The 17,041-nt window shown below is 69.9% G+C and carries 15 protein-coding genes and 1 pseudogene; 13 read left to right on the forward strand and 3 right to left on the reverse strand.

The window, feature by feature from the left end; all coding sequences use genetic code 11:
• Positions 1 to 504 precede the first annotated feature (504 nt).
• From LE548_RS46890 to LE548_RS43500, 5 genes and pseudogenes are all read left to right on the forward strand, one after another.
• Positions 505 to 945 (forward strand): annotated as a pseudogene (locus LE548_RS46890) (DUF6192 family protein); the annotation flags it as partial.
• An 82-nt stretch (positions 946 to 1,027) separates the two neighbouring features.
• Positions 1,028 to 1,321 carry a hypothetical protein gene (locus LE548_RS43480; RefSeq protein WP_225102585.1) on the forward strand — a complete coding sequence of 98 codons (294 nt, stop codon included), beginning with the start codon at positions 1,028 to 1,030 and terminating at the stop codon, positions 1,319 to 1,321.
• A 308-nt stretch (positions 1,322 to 1,629) separates the two neighbouring features.
• Positions 1,630 to 2,604 carry a helix-turn-helix domain-containing protein gene (locus LE548_RS43485; RefSeq protein WP_225102572.1) on the forward strand — a complete coding sequence of 325 codons (975 nt, stop codon included), beginning with the start codon at positions 1,630 to 1,632 and terminating at the stop codon, positions 2,602 to 2,604.
• A 620-nt stretch (positions 2,605 to 3,224) separates the two neighbouring features.
• Complete coding sequence (locus LE548_RS43495; RefSeq protein WP_374116260.1) at positions 3,225 to 3,566, forward strand: AraC family transcriptional regulator; 342 nt, start codon at positions 3,225 to 3,227, stop codon at positions 3,564 to 3,566.
• A gap of 20 nt (positions 3,567 to 3,586) precedes the next feature.
• Entirely contained in the window at positions 3,587 to 3,988 is a 402-nt protein-coding gene (locus tag LE548_RS43500) for an SsgA family sporulation/cell division regulator (RefSeq protein ID WP_225102584.1), read from the forward strand.
• Between the two features lie 3 nt (positions 3,989 to 3,991).
• Here the strand turns inward: LE548_RS43500 and LE548_RS43505 are convergent, their stop codons facing one another.
• A complete protein-coding gene (locus tag LE548_RS43505; protein ID WP_308031144.1) occupies positions 3,992 to 5,704 on the reverse strand; it encodes an MFS transporter in 1,713 nt (570 codons plus the stop codon).
• A gap of 250 nt (positions 5,705 to 5,954) precedes the next feature.
• Between LE548_RS43505 and LE548_RS43510 the strand changes: the two genes are divergently transcribed.
• The 4 genes from LE548_RS43510 to LE548_RS46300 are packed head-to-tail and all read left to right on the forward strand — an operon-like array spanning position 5,955 to position 12,028.
• The gene (locus LE548_RS43510) at positions 5,955 to 7,319 is read left to right on the forward strand and encodes a cytochrome ubiquinol oxidase subunit I (protein ID WP_225102574.1); all 1,365 of its coding nucleotides are present in this window, start codon (positions 5,955 to 5,957) and stop codon (positions 7,317 to 7,319) included.
• Positions 7,312 to 8,589, forward strand: coding sequence for a cytochrome d ubiquinol oxidase subunit II (locus LE548_RS43515; RefSeq protein WP_225102575.1), 1,278 nt, complete (start codon positions 7,312 to 7,314; stop codon positions 8,587 to 8,589). The genes LE548_RS43510 and LE548_RS43515 overlap by 8 nt, the downstream gene beginning before the upstream one ends.
• Entirely contained in the window at positions 8,586 to 10,367 is a 1,782-nt protein-coding gene (locus tag LE548_RS43520; RefSeq protein WP_225102576.1) for an ABC transporter ATP-binding protein/permease, read from the forward strand. Before LE548_RS43515 ends, LE548_RS43520 begins: the two co-directional genes overlap by 4 nt.
• Complete coding sequence (locus LE548_RS46300; RefSeq protein ID WP_225102577.1) at positions 10,364 to 12,028, forward strand: ATP-binding cassette domain-containing protein; 1,665 nt, start codon at positions 10,364 to 10,366, stop codon at positions 12,026 to 12,028. The genes LE548_RS43520 and LE548_RS46300 overlap by 4 nt, the downstream gene beginning before the upstream one ends.
• 42 nt (positions 12,029 to 12,070) lie before the next feature.
• Here the strand turns inward: LE548_RS46300 and LE548_RS43530 are convergent, their stop codons facing one another.
• Positions 12,071 to 13,003, reverse strand: coding sequence for a glyoxalase (locus tag LE548_RS43530; RefSeq protein ID WP_225102578.1), 933 nt, complete (start codon positions 13,001 to 13,003; stop codon positions 12,071 to 12,073).
• 407 nt (positions 13,004 to 13,410) lie between these two features.
• On the opposite strand from LE548_RS43530, the gene LE548_RS43535 reads away from it, so the two are divergent.
• The 4 genes from LE548_RS43535 (at position 13,411) to LE548_RS43550 (ending at position 16,222) form a co-directional block, all read left to right on the forward strand.
• Positions 13,411 to 14,163 carry an MIP/aquaporin family protein gene (locus LE548_RS43535; protein ID WP_225102579.1) on the forward strand — a complete coding sequence of 251 codons (753 nt, stop codon included), beginning with the start codon at positions 13,411 to 13,413 and terminating at the stop codon, positions 14,161 to 14,163.
• 82 nt (positions 14,164 to 14,245) lie between these two features.
• On the forward strand, positions 14,246 to 14,629 hold the full coding sequence (locus LE548_RS46305; RefSeq protein ID WP_225102580.1) for an XdhC family protein: 384 nt from the start codon (positions 14,246 to 14,248) through the stop codon (positions 14,627 to 14,629).
• Entirely contained in the window at positions 14,629 to 15,321 is a 693-nt protein-coding gene (locus LE548_RS46310) for an XdhC family protein (RefSeq protein ID WP_308031148.1), read from the forward strand. Before LE548_RS46305 ends, LE548_RS46310 begins: the two co-directional genes overlap by 1 nt.
• A 193-nt stretch (positions 15,322 to 15,514) precedes the next feature.
• Positions 15,515 to 16,222, forward strand: a complete 708-nt coding sequence (locus LE548_RS43550; RefSeq protein ID WP_225102582.1) for a DUF4232 domain-containing protein — start codon at positions 15,515 to 15,517, stop codon at positions 16,220 to 16,222.
• A gap of 100 nt (positions 16,223 to 16,322) precedes the next feature.
• On the opposite strand, the gene LE548_RS43555 is transcribed toward LE548_RS43550, so the two are convergent.
• Positions 16,323 to 17,041: YoaK family protein (locus tag LE548_RS43555; protein WP_225102583.1), on the reverse strand; the 719-nt coding region annotated here is incomplete at its 5' end.

The following is a 17,041-nucleotide window of genomic DNA, read 5'->3' on the forward strand; positions in this document are numbered from 1 at the left end:
GTCATGGCGTCCGTCCCCGCCGCCGTCCTGCTCGTCGTCGCTCAGCGCTACGTCGCCGCCGGTGCCACCAGCGGAGCCGTCAAGTGAGGGGCATCTCGGTCCGGCACCCCTGAGAACCTATCTTTGAACCTCTGATGATCTCGTTCTCGCGCCTCGCTGGACGGTCTGGTGCCCATCGGGCCCTCCAGCCAGTGGAGTCTCAGCGGTATGGCAGAGGTCTTTGCGGAGAGCTTTCCGGTGCTCCACGCGCCGTGGTGGCACGCCTTTCGGGTGCGGGATGGTGGGCGGATTCTGCCCAGTACCGGGCGGGCCGGAGTTCCCCTTTTACGGTCACGGGGCCGTGCTCCGGCCTGGCAGGGGGTGGGCGCGGTGCCCAGTACGCAGAAGGTCGGCAACGTCAGCGTGGGCCGGTACGAGCAGATCGTGGAACGACTGCGCGAGGCGGCTGAGAAGTTGTCGAAGAGTTCGTTCATCATCGGCGACGGCGCGCTGGAAGTTGTCCCGATGCAGGAGCACGGCGGCCGGTCCGTGGGGGACGACTTGTTCGGGGTCTCCGCGTGGCTGCACCGGCTGTCGGAGGACATCGACGTGCCCTACAACACGATCAAGGAGTACCGGTGGGTGGCCAGCCGGTGGCCCGAGCGGCACCGGTGCCCAGGGGTGGCTTTCAGCACCCACCAGATACTTGCCGCCATCTCAGATCGCGAGGAGCGCTGGGCAGCGATCAAGAACCCGCCGCTGGACGTGCGGACTGGCAAGCGGCGGTGGACGCCGGAGACGGCCCGGCACAGGGTGGGCTACCACGGGCCGGGACCCGAGACGGTGCAGGAGAAGATCGAGGCCGTGCACGACCTGGTCGCCGACGAGCAGGTCGCAGCCCAGGTGGCGACCGACCTTCTGCGACGCCCCGCGGTGGCCTTCAAGGCCATGACCGACCACACGGCCCGGCATCAGGTCAACCACGCCCAGGCCAAGCACCCGCCGGAGCTTTCACAGAAAGGCCGTTCACCGCCAGCATCTATTGAGCGTGTCGCATGCAAGCATGCCAGTGACGCATCACCCGCAAGACCCTCCTCATTCTCCCGATGCCCCCACCCGCCACAGGCCGGACCGCCCCGACATCCCGGACCACCCCGCCTACCAGCAGATCCTCACCGCCCTGGCCGACGAGGGCCGGCCGATGCGCGCCCGCGACCTCTCCCAGGCCCTCGACCTGCCGATCCTCCCGAAGAACACCGAAGGCATCCGCTTCAAACTGAAACGCCTGGTCAGCTGTCCTCACCGAATCCGAACCCGGCTTGTTCGCCCGCCCGATGCCTGAGGACCATCCCCCACCCGCGACCAGCGGTCCTTCCCCAACCTCAACCACGAAACGGACAAGAGCTCACGTTCCGCACTCTGATGATCTCGTTCTTGCGCCTCGTTGTACGGCTTGGTGCGCATCTGGCTCTCCGGGCAGTGGAGCTTCGCGAGGTTCAAAGATGGGTTCTGATCTAGCGGATTCACGCGATGTGCCGGCCCAGGCCGGTTGGCACGGTGTTCTGGAAGGCATACCGCCTCTTCGGTGATCGGGCTGTCCGGTGACTGGATCCGAACCGCCTGTCGATCAGCATGTCAAGGGGGCACCAGATGTCCATCGTCCTTTCCACTGCGGCGCTGTCCGCAGCCGACCGGATAGAGCGCTGGCATGAAGCGGTGTCCCAGGCGTTCATACCGCTCGATGTCAATATCCTGGAGGAAGATCCGTCGCCGGGAAGAATCGTCACCCACCAATGGGGCGCCACTCAGGTGTCGGACGTCCAGGCCGGGCCTCAAGAGGTGACGCGCAGCAAGCGCCTGATAGCCCGGGACGGGAAGGAATTCCTTATCCTCACGCTTCAGCACACAGGCAGCGCCGTCAAGGAGCAGGACGGGAGAGAGTGCCTGATAGAGCCAGGAGATTTCTCCATTTCTGATTCGTCTCGCGTGTTCAGAAAGAAAGTGCAGGGCGAGGCCTGCTTCATCTCCTTTCAGTTCCCCCGGAAGGAGCTTCGCGTGCGGGACGAAGACCTGCAGGCATTGACTGCGACAGCGTTCTCGGGTCGTGGCGGAAGTGCCGCACTGGTGGCGACCTACTTCACGCGCTTGGCGCGCGAAGCAGCGGGCTTCGACGACTTCGTCGGCCGTCAGTTCGTCGCCACCGGGCTCGACCTGCTGGCACTGTTCATCAACGAGCGGCGCGGCCGCTTCACGCCTCAGGCTCCCGAAACCGCCGCGGCCATGATGGTGCGAGTGAAGGACCACATCCTGCAAAACCTTTCCGACCCGGACCTGTCACCCACCACGATCGCCGCCGCCCACTTCATTTCGGTTCGCTACCTGCACAAGTTGTTCCAGTCGGAGGGAACCACCGTCGGGGAATGGATCCGGATGCAGCGACTGGAGCGGTGCCGCCGGGATCTTCTGCGGTCCCCGGCTCTGGGACTCGGGGTGGCGACCGTCGCCCGACGCTGGGGTTTCGTGAGCCCCAGCCATTTCAGCCGGGTTTTCCGCGCCGCTTACGGCATAGCGCCTCGCGACTGGCAGCTTCAAGGCCTGTCCAGCGAACGGCGCACGGCTGCGTGATGGTTCCTCGCCGTCAGGCTTGGCGGGCGTAGGACGCGAGGCGACCGGCGAACGCGCCAACGAGGCCACGACGTTCACCGGGCCGCTCGATGACGAACGTCCGGCCGAGTGAGGCGAGTACCCCAGGCAACCAGTCGAGCCGCTCCGCCCTCAGCTCGATACGCCGCCGGCGCTCGGTCGCCCGGTCGAACTGACCGGGCTGATCCGTGCAGGCGAGAGCCTCCAGGAGCGTGTCGAGCCGACGAGCGATGTGCTTGGGCAGCCCGCCGGATCTTCGTCGGCGCCGAGGCTCTGCGGCTGCCCCTGAGTGCCCCGCGCGGGAGGCCGGTCCGGCCTTCCGGCGAACCCGGCCTGGACTGCGGTCGGCCTGGAGGAGAACCGCGCCACACAGGCACGCCTGCTGCGGGCAGCCGGTACCGCCGCCGCAGCGGCCGGCGACTTCGACAGCGCGATCCGGCCTTAGCGCCTCACTGTTCGGAAAGGACGGCACGCCCCTGCACCTCTTCCTGGCCCCCGCTCGATCGCCGGCCTCGCCACAGCCGCCCAGCGGTGGTGCGCGCGGCCATAGGCCGCAGCCACAACCCGGATGACCCTGCTGCTGCACGCCACCGCGCTGACCGGTGAGCCCAGGGACGCCGAGCACCACTTCGGCTCGTCACGATGAACCCCACGGGCGATCAATTGGCCGCCCCGTCGGCCCTGGCCTCAGGCAAGGCTCCACGATCGCCACGATGGCGCACCGGTGGGGTGTCACCAGTGCCGCGCATTTCAGCTGGGTGTTCCGGGCCGCCTGCGGGGTGTCCCCCTGTGAATGGCGCGACACCCGGCTCATCGACGCTGAAACGGCTCCGTTCTTTCTCGGGCCACCTTTCATGCGTTCTTCGACAAGCTGCGTCAGCGGCGGGATTTTAGGGTCTTTCCCAGGAAATCCACTCATGCAGCCGTTGTTGGGGAATAAATGACACAGCCTCTTCCCTCGATCATGTGCAGGGTGACAGTGCACGTCAGTGTCCCGGCGGAGCTGCCGACTCCGTTGCCCGCGGAGCTGCACTACGACATGACCGACCCTTACGCCGTCCGACTCTCCATCGGCGCACCCGCGGCCAGACCGGTGGACTGGGTGTTCGCTCGCTCGCTGCTCATGGAGGGCCTGCGCCGGCCCACCGGTACCGGGGACGTGCACGTGCTTCCCCGGCACCGTTGCCATCCGGATTCTGTGCGCATCGTCCTGAGGTCCGCCGTCGGCGCGGCGCTCGTCGACATCAAGGCGTCAGCCGTCGCCGCGTTCCTGCAGCAGACCTTCTCGCTCGTGCCCCCGGGGACGGAGGGTCTCCACATCGACATGGATCGCGTCCTCGCCGAGCTCACCGGCAGGCTGGACTGAGAGTCAGTCAACCGGCCCGAGCGCCCGGGACGCCACGTCGGCCGACTTCTCCGTCTCGGGCACCACAGGGCCCGCGGCAGCATCGAAGGCATGGGTCACCTCCGGCGCTGTGCCCTCGACGAGCAGGCGGCGGGCCCGCTCCTCGTAGTGACGGTCGGTCGCCGTGAGCCGGCTGTGGTGCTGGGCGAGATGCTCCGACCACGAGGCGACCAGGTAGTTCTCGATGAACCGGTCCGCATCGTTGCCGTCCTGGTAAAGACCCCAGGTGAGGGCCCCTGTGCGCCGACGTGAGCGGGCCACATGGTCCATGCAGTCGGTGAAGGCGGCCCTGCTGCCGGGGGCGACCCGGTAGGCGACGGAGACCAGCACGGGGCCGTCGGCCGGTCCGGGCTCGAACACCAGGGGTGGTACGGGCCAGTGGTCGGACGGGGTCGGGTCGATGGCGTCCGTGCCGTGCAGCGGCCAGCGGCGCACACTCACCGCGCCGGCCAGCAGCACACCGCTGCCGGCCAAGAGGCAGACGGTCAGCCCCAGCGTGCCGGCCAGCGCGCCCCACAACGGTGCCGTGAGCGACTGCCCGCCCTGGAAGACCAGGAGGTAGACGGCGAGTGCCCGGGCTCTGACCCAGCCGGGCAGCCGCGTCTGGAGGGCCGCGTTGAGGGTGGACAGCACGCCGATCCAGGCCAGGCCGGCGGGCAGCAGCACGACCACTGCGAGCCAGGGGATACGGACCGTGGCGAGCACCGCCAGCACTCCGGCGAAGACGAGGGCCCCAGCGGCGAGGATGCCGTTCGCGCCGAGAGCGCGGCGGACGGCGGGCTGCACGAAGGCACCGCCCACTGCTCCGACACCGACCGCGCCGAGCAGTAGCCCGTAGCCTCCCGAGCCCAGGCCCAGCCGGCGGCTCGCGACCAGGGGAAGCAGTGACCACAGGGCGGCGCCGCCGGGGATGAACAGCACGGTCCGCAGCAGGACTCGGCGGACGCCGGGCGCGGACCACACATAGCGGCGGCCGGCGTGCAGGGCCGTCAGGAGCTTCTCGCCCTGGACCACGGGCGCCTGAGCCGACGGCCGCCGCCACAGCAGGAGAACCGCCGCGATGCCGAGGTAGGAGGCGGCGTTGAAGGCGAAGACCCAGCCTGCCCCCGCTGCCGCGACCACCGCGCCGCCAAGGGCCGGGCCGAGGGCGCGGGCCAGGTTCATGTTCACGGCGCCGAGCGCGGCCGCCTGACCCAACTGGCCACGTTCCACGAGCTCCGGCTGGATCGCCTGCCAGGCCGGGCCCATCAGGGCGGTTCCGCATCCGAGGAGGAAGGTGAGGCCCAGCAGCAACACCGGGGTGAGGGCGCCCACGAAGGCCAGCACCGCCAGTCCGGTAGAGACGGCGAGCATCGCGAACTGAGCGGCCAGTAGCACCGTACGGCGGTCGTAACGGTCGGCCAGCACGCCCGAGGGCAGCGCCAGCAGTACGACGGGGAGGCCGGAGGCGGTCTGGACGAGTGTCACCAGCGCCGCGCCGTGGCCGATCAACAACCACTGGGCGCCGACTGTCTGCATCCAGCTGCCGATGTTGGAGACCAGTTGCGCGATCCACAGTGCGCGAAAGACACGCGCGGCGAACGGAGCCCAGGCCGAATCCGGTCCTGGGCGGTCTTTCGATGACGGTGCAGCGCTCATGGGAGTCCATGCCGGAATGAGGACGCGGACACCTTTCATCCGGCAATGTCTCAGGCGCCGTACGGGCACAGCCGACGGACACCGTAGGGGCGGCTGGCAAAAGCCGGTTGACCGAGAACGCACCGCCCATGGCCCATGAGCGCACTGCTTTCGGGCCGGGATTGAACCGTGCCGCACCGCATTGTGCGCATTGCGCTGCCAGAACACCAGCGATGCGCCGGGAGGCAAAGGACGCCCGTCAACTGGCCCTACGGTGCCCCCAGGACTCGTTCGACCGAGAGGAAACACCGTGGCCTCGCCCGCAGTGGTGGAGATCTCTCGATGGCAGTTCGCCATCACCGCCGTCTTCCACATGAGTTTTCCCGCACTGACCGTCGGACTCTCGGTCTTCCTGGCCGTGATGTACACGGCCCACCTCAGGACCGGGAATCCGCTGTACCTCCAGATCTTCCGTTTCTGGAAGAAAATATTCGCGGTCGGATTCGGTCTCGGCGTGGTCGCCGGAACCGTCATGACATTCGAGTTCGGCCTCAACTGGGGACGATACGCCCACGCGGTCGGCCCGATCCTCGGTGTCACGATCGGGATGGAGGTCATCACGGCCTTCTTCCTGGAGGCCGGGTTCATCGGCATCATGCTGTACGGCGACGGCCGCGTGCGTCCCCGGACCATGGCGCTGGCCTGCTGGATGCTCGTCGTCGGCACCCTTCTGTCCACGACGTGGATCCTGTCCGCCAACAGCTGGATGCAGGACCCCGCCGGGTTCACCGAGGTCGACGGCCAGTTCCGGGCGAGCAACTGGTGGCACGTGCTGTTCAACCCGGCGTTCGCCTACCGGTACCCGCACATCCTGCTCGCGGTGCTGATCAGCGCCGGTTGGTTCATCGGCGGCATCGCCGCCTGGTACCTGGTCAAGCAGCGAGCGCTGCCCTTCGCCCGCCGAACCCTGTCCATCGCCCTGGGAGCGCTCGCGATCCTGATGCCCGTACAGCTGTACGTGGGCGACGCGACCGCCGCGTTCATGGGTGTACACCAGCCCGCGAAGCTGGAGGCCTTCGAAGGCAACTGGAAGACCGACAACAACGGCTACAACCTGCTCGTGGTGCCCGACACGAACAAGGGCGAGAACGCGTTCCATGTCGAGATACCGCACCTGGGTGCCGTCATCGGCAAGGACCTGTCCGGAAAGGCGAACGTCCCCGGACTGCTGCAGACACCGAAGGACGAGCGCCCCAACATGTGGTCCGCCTTCTACGGCTTCCGTGCGATGTACTTCACCGCCCTGGCGATGTTCGGCATGGCCTTCGCCGGAGTGGTGTTGCGGCTGCGTGGAAGGCTTTACACGGCCCGGCGGTTCCACCGGCTGATGGTATGGATGGCCCCCGCCGGTGTCGTGGCCATCAGCGGCGGCTGGATCACCGCGGAGACCGGCCGGCAGCCCTGGGTGGTCTACGGCCTGATCCGCACCAGTGACGCCGTCTCCCATCTCTCCCTCGGCGCGGCGATCGCGAGCCTCATCGGGTTCGTTGCCGTCTACGCGCTGCTGCTGGGGCTGTGGATCCGCTACATCGTCCGCACGGTGCGCACCGGCCCCGAGCACCTGGTGACCGACGCCAGCGCCGCCGTCCACCCCACGGAGACCAGCCATGCTTGATTTCGCGTCATACGCGTTGGTCCTGCTCGCACTCGGCGCCTACGTCCTGCTCGACGGCTACGACCTGGGCATCGGCATCCTGAGCCTGTTCGACCGCAGCGACCAGCGGCGCAAGGAGTACAACGAGCTGATCGCGACCGCCTGGGACGCCAACGAGAGTTGGCTGATCCTGGCGGGCGTCGTGCTGTGGGCGGGTCTGCCCGGTGTCTACGCCACCGTGCTGTCCGGCGTCTACCTGCCGCTCATCGTCATGCTGCTCGCCATCGTGCTGCGCGGCACGGCCATCGAGTTGCAGAGCGCCGCCCCCGGCTACCGGCGTGGCTGGGGCCTCGTCTTCGGCATCTCATCACTGGTGGTCACTGTGTGCCAGGGCCTCGTGGCCGGTGGCGTCCTGTCCGGACTGCCCCACCGCGGTGGGGTGTTCTCCGGGGGCACCTGGGACTGGCTGACGCCCTACAGCGTGCTGTGCGCCCTGGGATTTGTGGCCGTCTATCTGCTGGCGGGTGCCGCATGGCTGCAGGACAAGACCACGGGGACCGCCCACGAGCGAGCGGGCCGGCTGGGCCGACCGCTGATCCTCGCGGTCGCGGTGGCCGGTCTGGTCCTGGGATTCGGGCTCCCGCTCGCCGACCCGCAGCACCTGCGCTTCGACCAGCCGCTCCGCGCGACCCTGTTCGGCCTCGCGGTGGCGGTGGCCGTGGTCTGCGCGGCGATCGCCTGGTACGGCTTCGGCCGTCGGCCCGACTGGCGTCCGTTCGCCGCCGTGGCCGGTACGGAGGCCGTGGGCCTGCTCGCGCTCGTCGCCGCCACCACGCCCGTGGTCGTACCGCCCGACCTGACCGTGCACGCGGCCGCCAGCCCGCACGGGTCGCAACTGTTCCTGCTCATCGGGGTGGGCGGATCCATGCCGGTCGTCCTGACCTACAACATCTACGCGTGGTGGGTCTTCCGCGGGAAGTTCGCCCAGCCACCGGCGTACCCGGACGCGGCGAGCCCGTCGGACATCGCGGCTGCCGCCGAGCAGTCCGCTCCGGTGTCACCACCGGCGAGCGACCGTCCATGGGCGGTCGTTGTCGCCCGGCGCGTGCTCCTGACCCTCCTGGCCGTCGCGGTGGCCGCAGTCTCGCAGGACATCTTCGGGGGCGTGCGGGTGTGGATCGACCGGGTCGGTGTCGCTCTGTTCGCCGTGACCGCGCTCGCCGTGTGGATCTGGTCCGACCGCCGCTCGGCGGCTGCCGGCGAGTTCGACCTCCAGGCAGCCGAACAGTGACCGTGACCGATATCCCCGGCCAACTGGCCCGGCTCGGCCAGGACGACGAAGGTCAGCAGCGGGCGGCGGAACTGCTGACCCAATGGGCGGCGGTCGGCGAACCCGCTTTCCGGCGATCCGGCACCCTGCGCGGGCTGGCGGCTGTGGGCCATGTGATGTGGGCGGCGGGGCTGGGCTGGGCGGCCGAGGCCGCACTGCACTCCCCGCACGGGGGCGTGGCCCTGGCTCCGGTGCTCTCGGGCGCGGCTCTGGTCGCCGCCGGCCTGGTGCTGCGCGCGGTCCTGCTGGCGGCGGCGGACCGAGTCGCCGACGACGCGGCGGCCGCCGTCCAGGGCCACCTTCGCGCCCGCCTGCTCCTGGCCGCACTCCCATCCACGGGCACGCCCCCCGCGGAGGTGTCCGACGCCGCTCTCGGTGAGGCGCTGGACAGCGAGGTGGGCCGGCTGAGCCCATGGCTGACGACGTACGTCCCGGCTCGGCGGGCGATGCTGCTGGGAAGCGGCATCATCCTGGCCGCTGTCCTGGTGGGCGGTTGGGCCGTCGCGCTGATGCTGGTGCTGGCCACCCCTCTGTTGCCGTTCAACCTGAAGGTGATCGGCCTGGGCACCCGCGCCGCCGTGCACGCCCAGCTCACCGCCACCCGCAGGCTGAGCACCCATCTGCTGGACCAGTTGCGCGGACTGCCTACGCTCGTCGGCCTCGGAGCCGGAGAGGAAGCGGTACGCGCCACCGAGGCAGCCGACCGGGAACTGGCCAGGCGCACCCAGGCCGTACTGCGTGTGGCGTTCCTCTCGACCGCGTGGATCGAGCTTCTCATCACCGTGGCCATGGCCGTCGTCGCCACGTACTGCGGACTCGCCCTGCTCGGCTATCTCGACCTGCCGGTGGTCCCCTCCACCATGAGCCTGGGCACCGCCCTGTTCGTCCTCGTCCTGACCCCGGCCTACTTCGCCCCCGCCCGGGAACTTGCCCGCGGTTACCACGCCCGTGCCGAGGCCTCCGCGGCGGCCGAGCTGATCTCGGAGATCATCGATCGGGCTCCGGTCACACCGACCGGCGGCGGCGGGCGCCGGACGCGTGGGCCCGCCGCGTGCCGTTTACGCCGGCCGAGCCCGGCCGGCGTGATCCTGGAGAAGGTGGCGGTCCGGTATCCGGGTCGTGACGAGGTGGCCCTGGACAACGTCACCCTGACCGTGCGGCCCGGTTCGATCGTGGCGGTCAGCGGGCCCAGCGGCGCCGGAAAGACAACCCTGCTCTCTGTGGCGGCAGGCCTGCGCGAACCGGACCGCGGGTGGTGCCTGCACACCATCGGTTCCGCGACCCTGCAAGCCTCGCCGGCCACGACGGCATGGGCCGGACAGCCCTCCTATCTCCTCCCGGGCACGCTGCGTGACAACCTGCTGCTGGCCCGGCGCGACGCCGGCGACGCACAGCTGACCGCGGCGTTCTCGGCACTGGGCTTCGAGGACCTGCTGGCCGCGCTTCCCCAGGGCCTGGGGACCCGAGTCGGGGAGCGTGGGCGGGGACTGTCCTCCGGACAGATGCAACAACTGGTGCTGGTCCGGGCGCTGCTCCGCGACGCACCGCTGCTGTGCCTGGACGAACCCACCGCCCATCTGGACCCGGACGGTGAGGCCCGCGTCATCGGCGCGATACGGACGCTCGCGCGCACCCGCACCGTGCTGCTCACGACGCACAGCCCGGCACTGCTCGACATCGCCGACGACATCGTGCGGTTGGACCAGGGACGGGTGTCCCGGATCGGGGAGACACTGTGACCGCGATCAGGCTGCTGTGGACAGCGGCGGACCAACGGACCCGTCGGCAGCTGCTGTTGGCGGCGGTGCTCGCAGGGATCGCCGAACTGTGCGCCGCCGGTCTGCTCGGGGTGTCCGGCTGGTTCCTGACCTCCTGTGCGGTGGTCACCGCACAGGCGAACACCACCTGGTCGTGGATGTACCCCTCGGGGACGGTCCGCGCTCTGGCCCTGGGCCGCACCGGTCTGCGCTACTCGGAGCGTCTGGTCAGCCATGGCGCCCTGCTCGGCGCGACCGTCTCGCTGCGCTCACGGCTGGTCCGCGCCGCGACCACGGTCCCGGCACGCGAACTGCGCGACCACCGTGACGGCGCCCTGATGGCCCGGCTCACCAGCGACGTCGGCGCGGTGGGCGGGACAGCCGGCCAGGTCGTCCCGCCGCTGGCCGGAACCGGCCTGACCGCCGCCGTCGTCGTCTCGCTGCTCATGGTGGCGAGTCCACCGTCAGGTGCGGCCGAACTGCTGCTGCTCGCGCTCTCCACAGCCACGGCAGTGACCGCCGAGCGGCGGACCCGCGGCCATCAGCAGACGGCCGCAGGGGCGTGGGCCGCAGCACGCACCGCGCTGCTCAGCGCACGCTCCGCGCTTGCGGAGCTGCGCTGCCTGGACGCGGTCGATCTGGTCCGCGATCAGGTCGCGGACGCGGTCGGCCGGGCCCGGCGTGCCGAGGCGGCGGCTGCGTCGGTGATGCGCCGGTCCCGGCTGCTGCTGCGGCTGCTGGCCGTGGCCGGTCAGACGGCAGTCCTGGTTCTGGCACTGTCCGGTCCCGTTTTCACACAGCCGGCTGCCGACGCGATCGGCGAAGTGCTGCTGGTCGCGGCTGCGTACGAGCTGCTGGAGACGCTCCCTCAGGTGCTCCGCGACCACGGCCTGGCCGCCGACGCCGCCCAGCGGCTGACGGACCTGGCGAACCGCGCCCTCCCGGACGAGCTGTCGGTCGCGTCCCCGCCGAGGTCGCCACTCGCAGGCGCGGCACGGACCCTGGCGGCCCGCGACGTGCCCGTGGGTATCGGCGACGCCCGCACCCAGTGGTCCGCGGTCATCGAGCCCGGCAGCGTCGTCATGGTCACCGGGCCCAACGGCAGCGGGAAAAGCACCCTGCTGGAGACCCTGGCGGGACGGATCTCCCCGGCTGCTCCCCGGTCGGTGCTGCTCGACGGCGTACCTGTCGAGTCCCTGCCCGCCCACACGATCGCCGATTCACTCACCCTCGTCGAAGCGGAGGACTGGATCGCCGACGCGACCGTCGCCGACAACCTCCGGCAGGCCGCCCCGTGCGCGGACGACGACACGCTTCGGGCCGCGCTGGCGGCAGCGGCCCTGGAACAACTGCCCCTTGACACCCCGACGGGCCCCCTGGGCGGTGCGCTCTCGCAGGGCCAGCGACGCCGTCTCGTGATCGCACGAGCGGTCCTGCGGGCACCCGCGGTCCTCCTGCTCGACGAACCGACGGCCGGCCTCGACGACCGTACGGCGGTGCGGATGCTGACGGGCGTGCGCCGCGCCCTGCGGGACAGCGCCCTGGTGATCGCCCTGCCGGACCGGCACGACGACTTGATGCCCTTCGCCGCCACCCACATCCTGCAGCTGAAGTCCACTCCCCAGGCGGCGACCGTCGAGTAGCCCGGGCAGAGAGCGAGTCCTGCCCGGGAATGCCGCCGAGGATCAGCGGTCGTCACCCTGGTGGAGTTCGGCCACGTAGCCGCCGGGGAACTGCACCATCGCGCTGGTGCGGCCCTGGGAGGTGTTCGGGCCCCAGAGCACCTTCGCGCCTGCGACCTCGGCCCTGTGCAGGGTCGAGGTGAGGTCCTTCACCGCGTACCCGGTGGTCTCCCGGCCGAATGGGTACGGCAGATGCCCATCGGTGACGCTGACAACCGTGTCGCCGAAGTGGGAACTGATGGTAATGCGGCGGTACGTCTCGTCGAGCGTACCGATCTGACCGCCATCGGCGGCCTGGTCGTCGGAAACGATCCGGCCGCCGGTGAACCGCAGGTACGACGTGAGGAACGCCCGCGCCGAGTCTCTCGTCAGATAGATGCGGTTCTCCGGCACGGTCTTCAACGGCGCGTACGACGGAGCCTTGGTGTGCCAGTACAGCTGGGCGTTGACGCCGCCCGGGAACTGGACGACCGCGTCCCGGCCGATGGGGTCGTCGAAGGGCGCGACGACGAGGGCCGCCCCGCTCGCCCGGGCCAGCCGGACGCCCTTGTCGAAGTCGCTCATGAGCCAGCCGGTGCGTTCGGCACCGAACGGATAGGGGACCGGTGTCCGGAAGTCGAAGACGGACAGGGCGCCGACAGGTGAGAGAACCAGTTCCGAAGCGGTCGTGCTGGGTGTCGGTGTGACCTGCGTGACCACCTTGGCCGTGTTGGTTCCACCGAAGGTCGCCTCCCAGCAGGTGACGAACGCATCCATCGCGCCGGGGGTGACATAGACGTGCGTCGTGTCGTACTGCGGACCAACCGCCGTGGTCGCATCGGAGAGCACAGCAGCGGCGTTCCGGCTCTCGGCCGACGACGGTGCCGCGAATCCGCCAATGCCCGCCACCAGCAGTAACGCCGGCAGCAACCGCACCGTCGCCTTGCTCTTCTTCATCTGCCGTTCCCCTTCCATCGGGTCTGTCGGGAATGAAACCGAGGGAAAAGTAGGCGACGAGCGCGGCATCGGATGTTCCCGCAGCGTTCCGGGGCTTGACCGACCGGGCACGACCCAGCGGCCTGCCCACAACGCGGGTCGTGCGGCCGCTTCCGGGCAACAGTCGGTGCGCTGAAGGACAACGGGCAGTTGGATGTCCGCTCTACCGTACTGATCACACCATCCCGTGCTTGCCTCCCAACCAGGCGTCCGCCGGCAAGGCGCCGTTCCCGGGCCAGGAGAGCCGCACACTCCATTTCGCCCCCATGTCGCTCTCAGGGAACTCTCGAAGACCCATGACCGAAGCCGCCACACCACCCAGTCGACGGGCAACACCCAACCCGACCGGTGCCACGCCCCGTCCGGCGGTGATCGCAGTACACAGTGCCCTTGAGTGCCTCCTGACGTCGGTGCTCCTCTTCGGCGTGGTCACGATCGTGCGCTGGATCGCCGGACCCTCGCCGGTCTCCGACGCGATCCCGCAGATCTACCTGAAACTGCTGGTCATCGGCCTGTGTGTGGGCCTACTCCTCGTAGGGCTCGTCCGCAGCCGACCGGGGCGGATCTCGGGAGGGCACATCAACCCGGCGATATCCCTGGCCATGTGGCGCCTCGGAGCCTTCCCGGGTGTGTCGGTCCTTCCGTACATCGCCGCTCAGCTCGTCGGATCCGTGCTCGGGGTGTTCACCGCCCGCGCGCTGTGGGGGCCCGTGGTCGGTGACCCGCCGGTGGCGGACGCCGCGCTGCAACCCGGACCCGGCTGGTCCGCCGCCGGGCTGTTCGTGGCCGAGGCCGTCAGCATGGGGGCCATCGTCTACCTCGTCGGGCTCTTCCTGCAGTCGCCGAAGCTGGCGCCCACGGTTCCCTGGCTGGTCGGCTTCCTGATCTGCGCGGCGATCGCCCTGCTGGGCACCAGCACCGGAGGATCGGAAAACCCGGCACGCCAGTTCGGGCCCGCTCTGGTCTCCGGGCGGATCGGCTTCCTGTGGGCCTACCTGCTGGCCCCCATGGTGGGATCCGCGGTCGCGGCCGCCGTCCTGAACTGGGCGCGCAGCCACCGCGCCGTGCTTACCCATCGGCTCTGCGGCACCCACGCCGATGGCTCCCCTCTGCACGGATGACCGTGCGGAGACGTCCACAGCCGATGACACGCTCGTAGGGCCGACGGCAGCCGGCCGGAACGACAGCAGATCGGAGACCCTCATGCGAGACCTGGCGCCCCGTCTGCTGGAATGGCAGGCCAGCGGAGCCCCCTATGCCATCGCCAGCGTCGTCGCCGTCCGGGGCGGCGCGCCACTGAAACCGGGAGCGGCACTGTGCGTCCGCGTCGACGGCACGGTCCTCGGCAGCGTGTGGGGAGGCTGCGTCGACAGAACCGTGTACGACCTGGCCCGTGAGGTGCTGGCCTCGGGACAGCCGCGGTTCGTCTCCCTCGGATACTCCGACGACGACACGTTCGCGGTCGGGCTGACATGCGGTGGCGAGATCGACGTCTTCGTCCAGGTCGTGGAGGACGACACGGCGCGGGTCCTCGCCGCCGCTTACCTGGCCGGGCGGCGAGGCGTCCGGTCGTCGTGGCGCGGGTGATGTCGGGACTCGACGGGCAGACTGGCGGTGCCGTCGCCGTCTGGAAGGAGGGGCACCTGGGCAGCACCGGCGGCGCCGATCTGGACCTCGCCGTGCTCGCCGACGCGCGCCTGATGCTCAGCCAGGACGACACCGCCGTACGGAGCTACGGCATCGGCGGGCAGGGGGAGTTGCGGGTACTGTTCGAGGCCTGGGACCCGCCGCCACGGCTGCTGGTGTTCGGGGCCGGCGCCCACGCCGCCGCCGTGAGCGAGATCGGCGCGTTCCTCGGGTACCACGTCACGGTGTGCGACGCCCGCTCCGCCTTCACGACACCCGAGCGCTTCCCGCACGCCCACGAGATCGTCGTCGACTGGCCCCACAGGTATCTGGCACGTGCGGAGACCGATCGCAGCACCGTGGTGTGCGTGATGACGCACGACCCGAAGTTCGACCTTCCCGTCCTCGCCGAGGCACTGGGACGGCCGCTGGCCTACGTGGGTGTGCTCGGCTCCCGGCACACCCGGGCACGCAGGATCCGCGATCTCGCGGAGGCCGGCGTGTCCCCCGAGGCCGTGGCGAATTTGCACACTCTCGTAGGCCTCGACCTGGGCGCATCGACACCGCAGGAGACGGCCGTGTCCTTTGCGGCGGAACTCATCGCGGTGCGCGGTGGAAGCAGCGGCCGTTCGCTCTCCCTGCTGGGCAGGTAGCAAGGTGCCGGAGAAGGACTCGGTGGACGGGATCGCCGCGCAGGGGAGCCCGATGACGTGCGGGCCCCCACAGTGCGCGGAGATACGCGCGAACTTTTCCACACCGACGCGCATCGGACGGGGATGACGGGCACACTGCGCCGTTTACACACACGCCCGTCTCGGGCGGTACGTTTCAAGGAGCACAGCAGACATGGCAACCTTCCGGCGTGGCACGGCGAGCCCGGACTCCCACGGCACGGCCATCTCCCTGACAGCACGACACGTGGTGTCGGCGCTTGGTGCGGTAGCCGCCCTGAGCCTGCTCACAGCCTGCGACGGCGGCCAGGGCATCGTCAGTGCCCCGCAGACCGTGTCCGGGACGGCCCCGTCGGCCTCCGGTGACGATTCGAGTACCGCCGGCACCACGACGAACACGGGCGGGACCTCCGCCGACACCGGTTCGTCGAAAGGCTCCGTCGGCACATCTGCCTCCGGGAACGGCGCCGCAAGCACTCGCTGCAACGCGTCCGAACTGCGCGGACACGTCGGCGAGAACAACCCGGGTGCCGGGCAGGAGAATTTCCCCCTCGTCGTGACCAACTTCTCCGGGCGCACATGCACCATCGACGGCTACCCGGGTGCCGCCTTCGTGGACGCCTCCGGCAAGCAGATGGGGCCGGACCCCAAGCGCAGCTCCGGAAGCCCCACGAAGATCACGCTGCCGCCGGGCAAAAGCGCTTGGGCCGGACTGAGCTTCGGCAACCCCGAGGTCAGCGGGGCCCGCACGGCCACGCCCACGGGGATCCTGATCACCCCGCCGGATGAGAAGGAGTCCCTGAAGGTGGACTGGACGGGCGGTGCGGTGCCTGTCTCCTCCGCCGCGAACCTGACGGTCTTCCAGGCGGGCACCGGCGCCTGAGCCGCCCCCGCCCCACGCCCTCGCTCCTGAATGCTCCACCGCCACAGTCGGGATACGGGATCTTGCCCATAACGCCGCATGCGCTGCATCCGTGCCTCGCTCACGACGGTGACCGTGTCCAGGCGGGGTCGGCGGCCGAGAGGCGGTGGGTGGTCACGGAGGTGAGGGCGAGGAGCAGCAGGGCCAGGCTCAGGGTGAGCACGAGGTGGCCGTGGAGAACCAGTTGGGCTCCGGCGAAGGCGCCGAGGAGCATCGCCAGCACGGACAGGATCCGGCGGCCGGGCCGCGGCGCCGCGCCGCCGGCGGGGGTGGAGTCCGCGGCCAGCCCGGTCAGGGTCAGGGTGAGTACCGTCGTGGTGAGGTCCGGTACGCCGAGGCGTCGGGCGACCGCGTTCTGCAAGCCCATGGCGAGCCCGAGGAACACGATCAATACGTACTGGACACTCGTGGTGACCCGGCCGTCGGTGACCGCGGCGGCAGCCACGGTGACGGCGACCAGGACCGTCTGCAGGGCGGTGGCCGTCTTCAGCAGGTTTCCGCGGTGCGTCGCGAACCGGGTGCCGAGCCTGCCCCCGGCGAGCGCGCCGACGAGAAACGCCGCCAGCGCGACGACCGAGGCGAGCGCCGACAGGTTCGCGGCGCCCACCAGCGCGAACCCGAGAAACACCACGTTGCCGGTCATGTTGGCGACGAAGACGTGCCCGAGCGCCAGGTAGCTCACCGCGTCGACCAGACCGGTGGCCACCGTCAGCGTCAGCATCAGGGGAGGCAACGGGCCGTGGCGGTCCCCTCTGGGCGGTACAAGTGTGCGTACCGCGT

The organism is Streptomyces sp. CoH27, from assembly GCF_020181035.1.
Lineage (GTDB): Bacteria > Actinomycetota > Actinomycetes > Streptomycetales > Streptomycetaceae > Streptomyces > Streptomyces camelliae.

Coding starts and splice junctions, on each gene's coding strand:
- LE548_RS43485 (WP_225102572.1), top strand. CDS start 1,630: ATGTCCATCGTCCTTTCCACTGCGGCGCTGTCCGCAGCCGACCGGATA.
- LE548_RS43500 (WP_225102584.1), top strand. CDS start 3,587: ATGTGCAGGGTGACAGTGCACGTCAGTGTCCCGGCGGAGCTGCCGACT.
- LE548_RS43505 (WP_308031144.1), bottom strand. CDS start 5,704: ATGAAAGGTGTCCGCGTCCTCATTCCGGCATGGACTCCCATGAGCGCT.
- LE548_RS43515 (WP_225102575.1), top strand. CDS start 7,312: ATGCTTGATTTCGCGTCATACGCGTTGGTCCTGCTCGCACTCGGCGCC.
- LE548_RS43530 (WP_225102578.1), bottom strand. CDS start 13,003: ATGAAGAAGAGCAAGGCGACGGTGCGGTTGCTGCCGGCGTTACTGCTG.
- LE548_RS46305 (WP_225102580.1), top strand. CDS start 14,246: ATGCGAGACCTGGCGCCCCGTCTGCTGGAATGGCAGGCCAGCGGAGCC.
- LE548_RS46310 (WP_308031148.1), top strand. CDS start 14,629: ATGTCGGGACTCGACGGGCAGACTGGCGGTGCCGTCGCCGTCTGGAAG.
- LE548_RS43550 (WP_225102582.1), top strand. CDS start 15,515: ATGGCAACCTTCCGGCGTGGCACGGCGAGCCCGGACTCCCACGGCACG.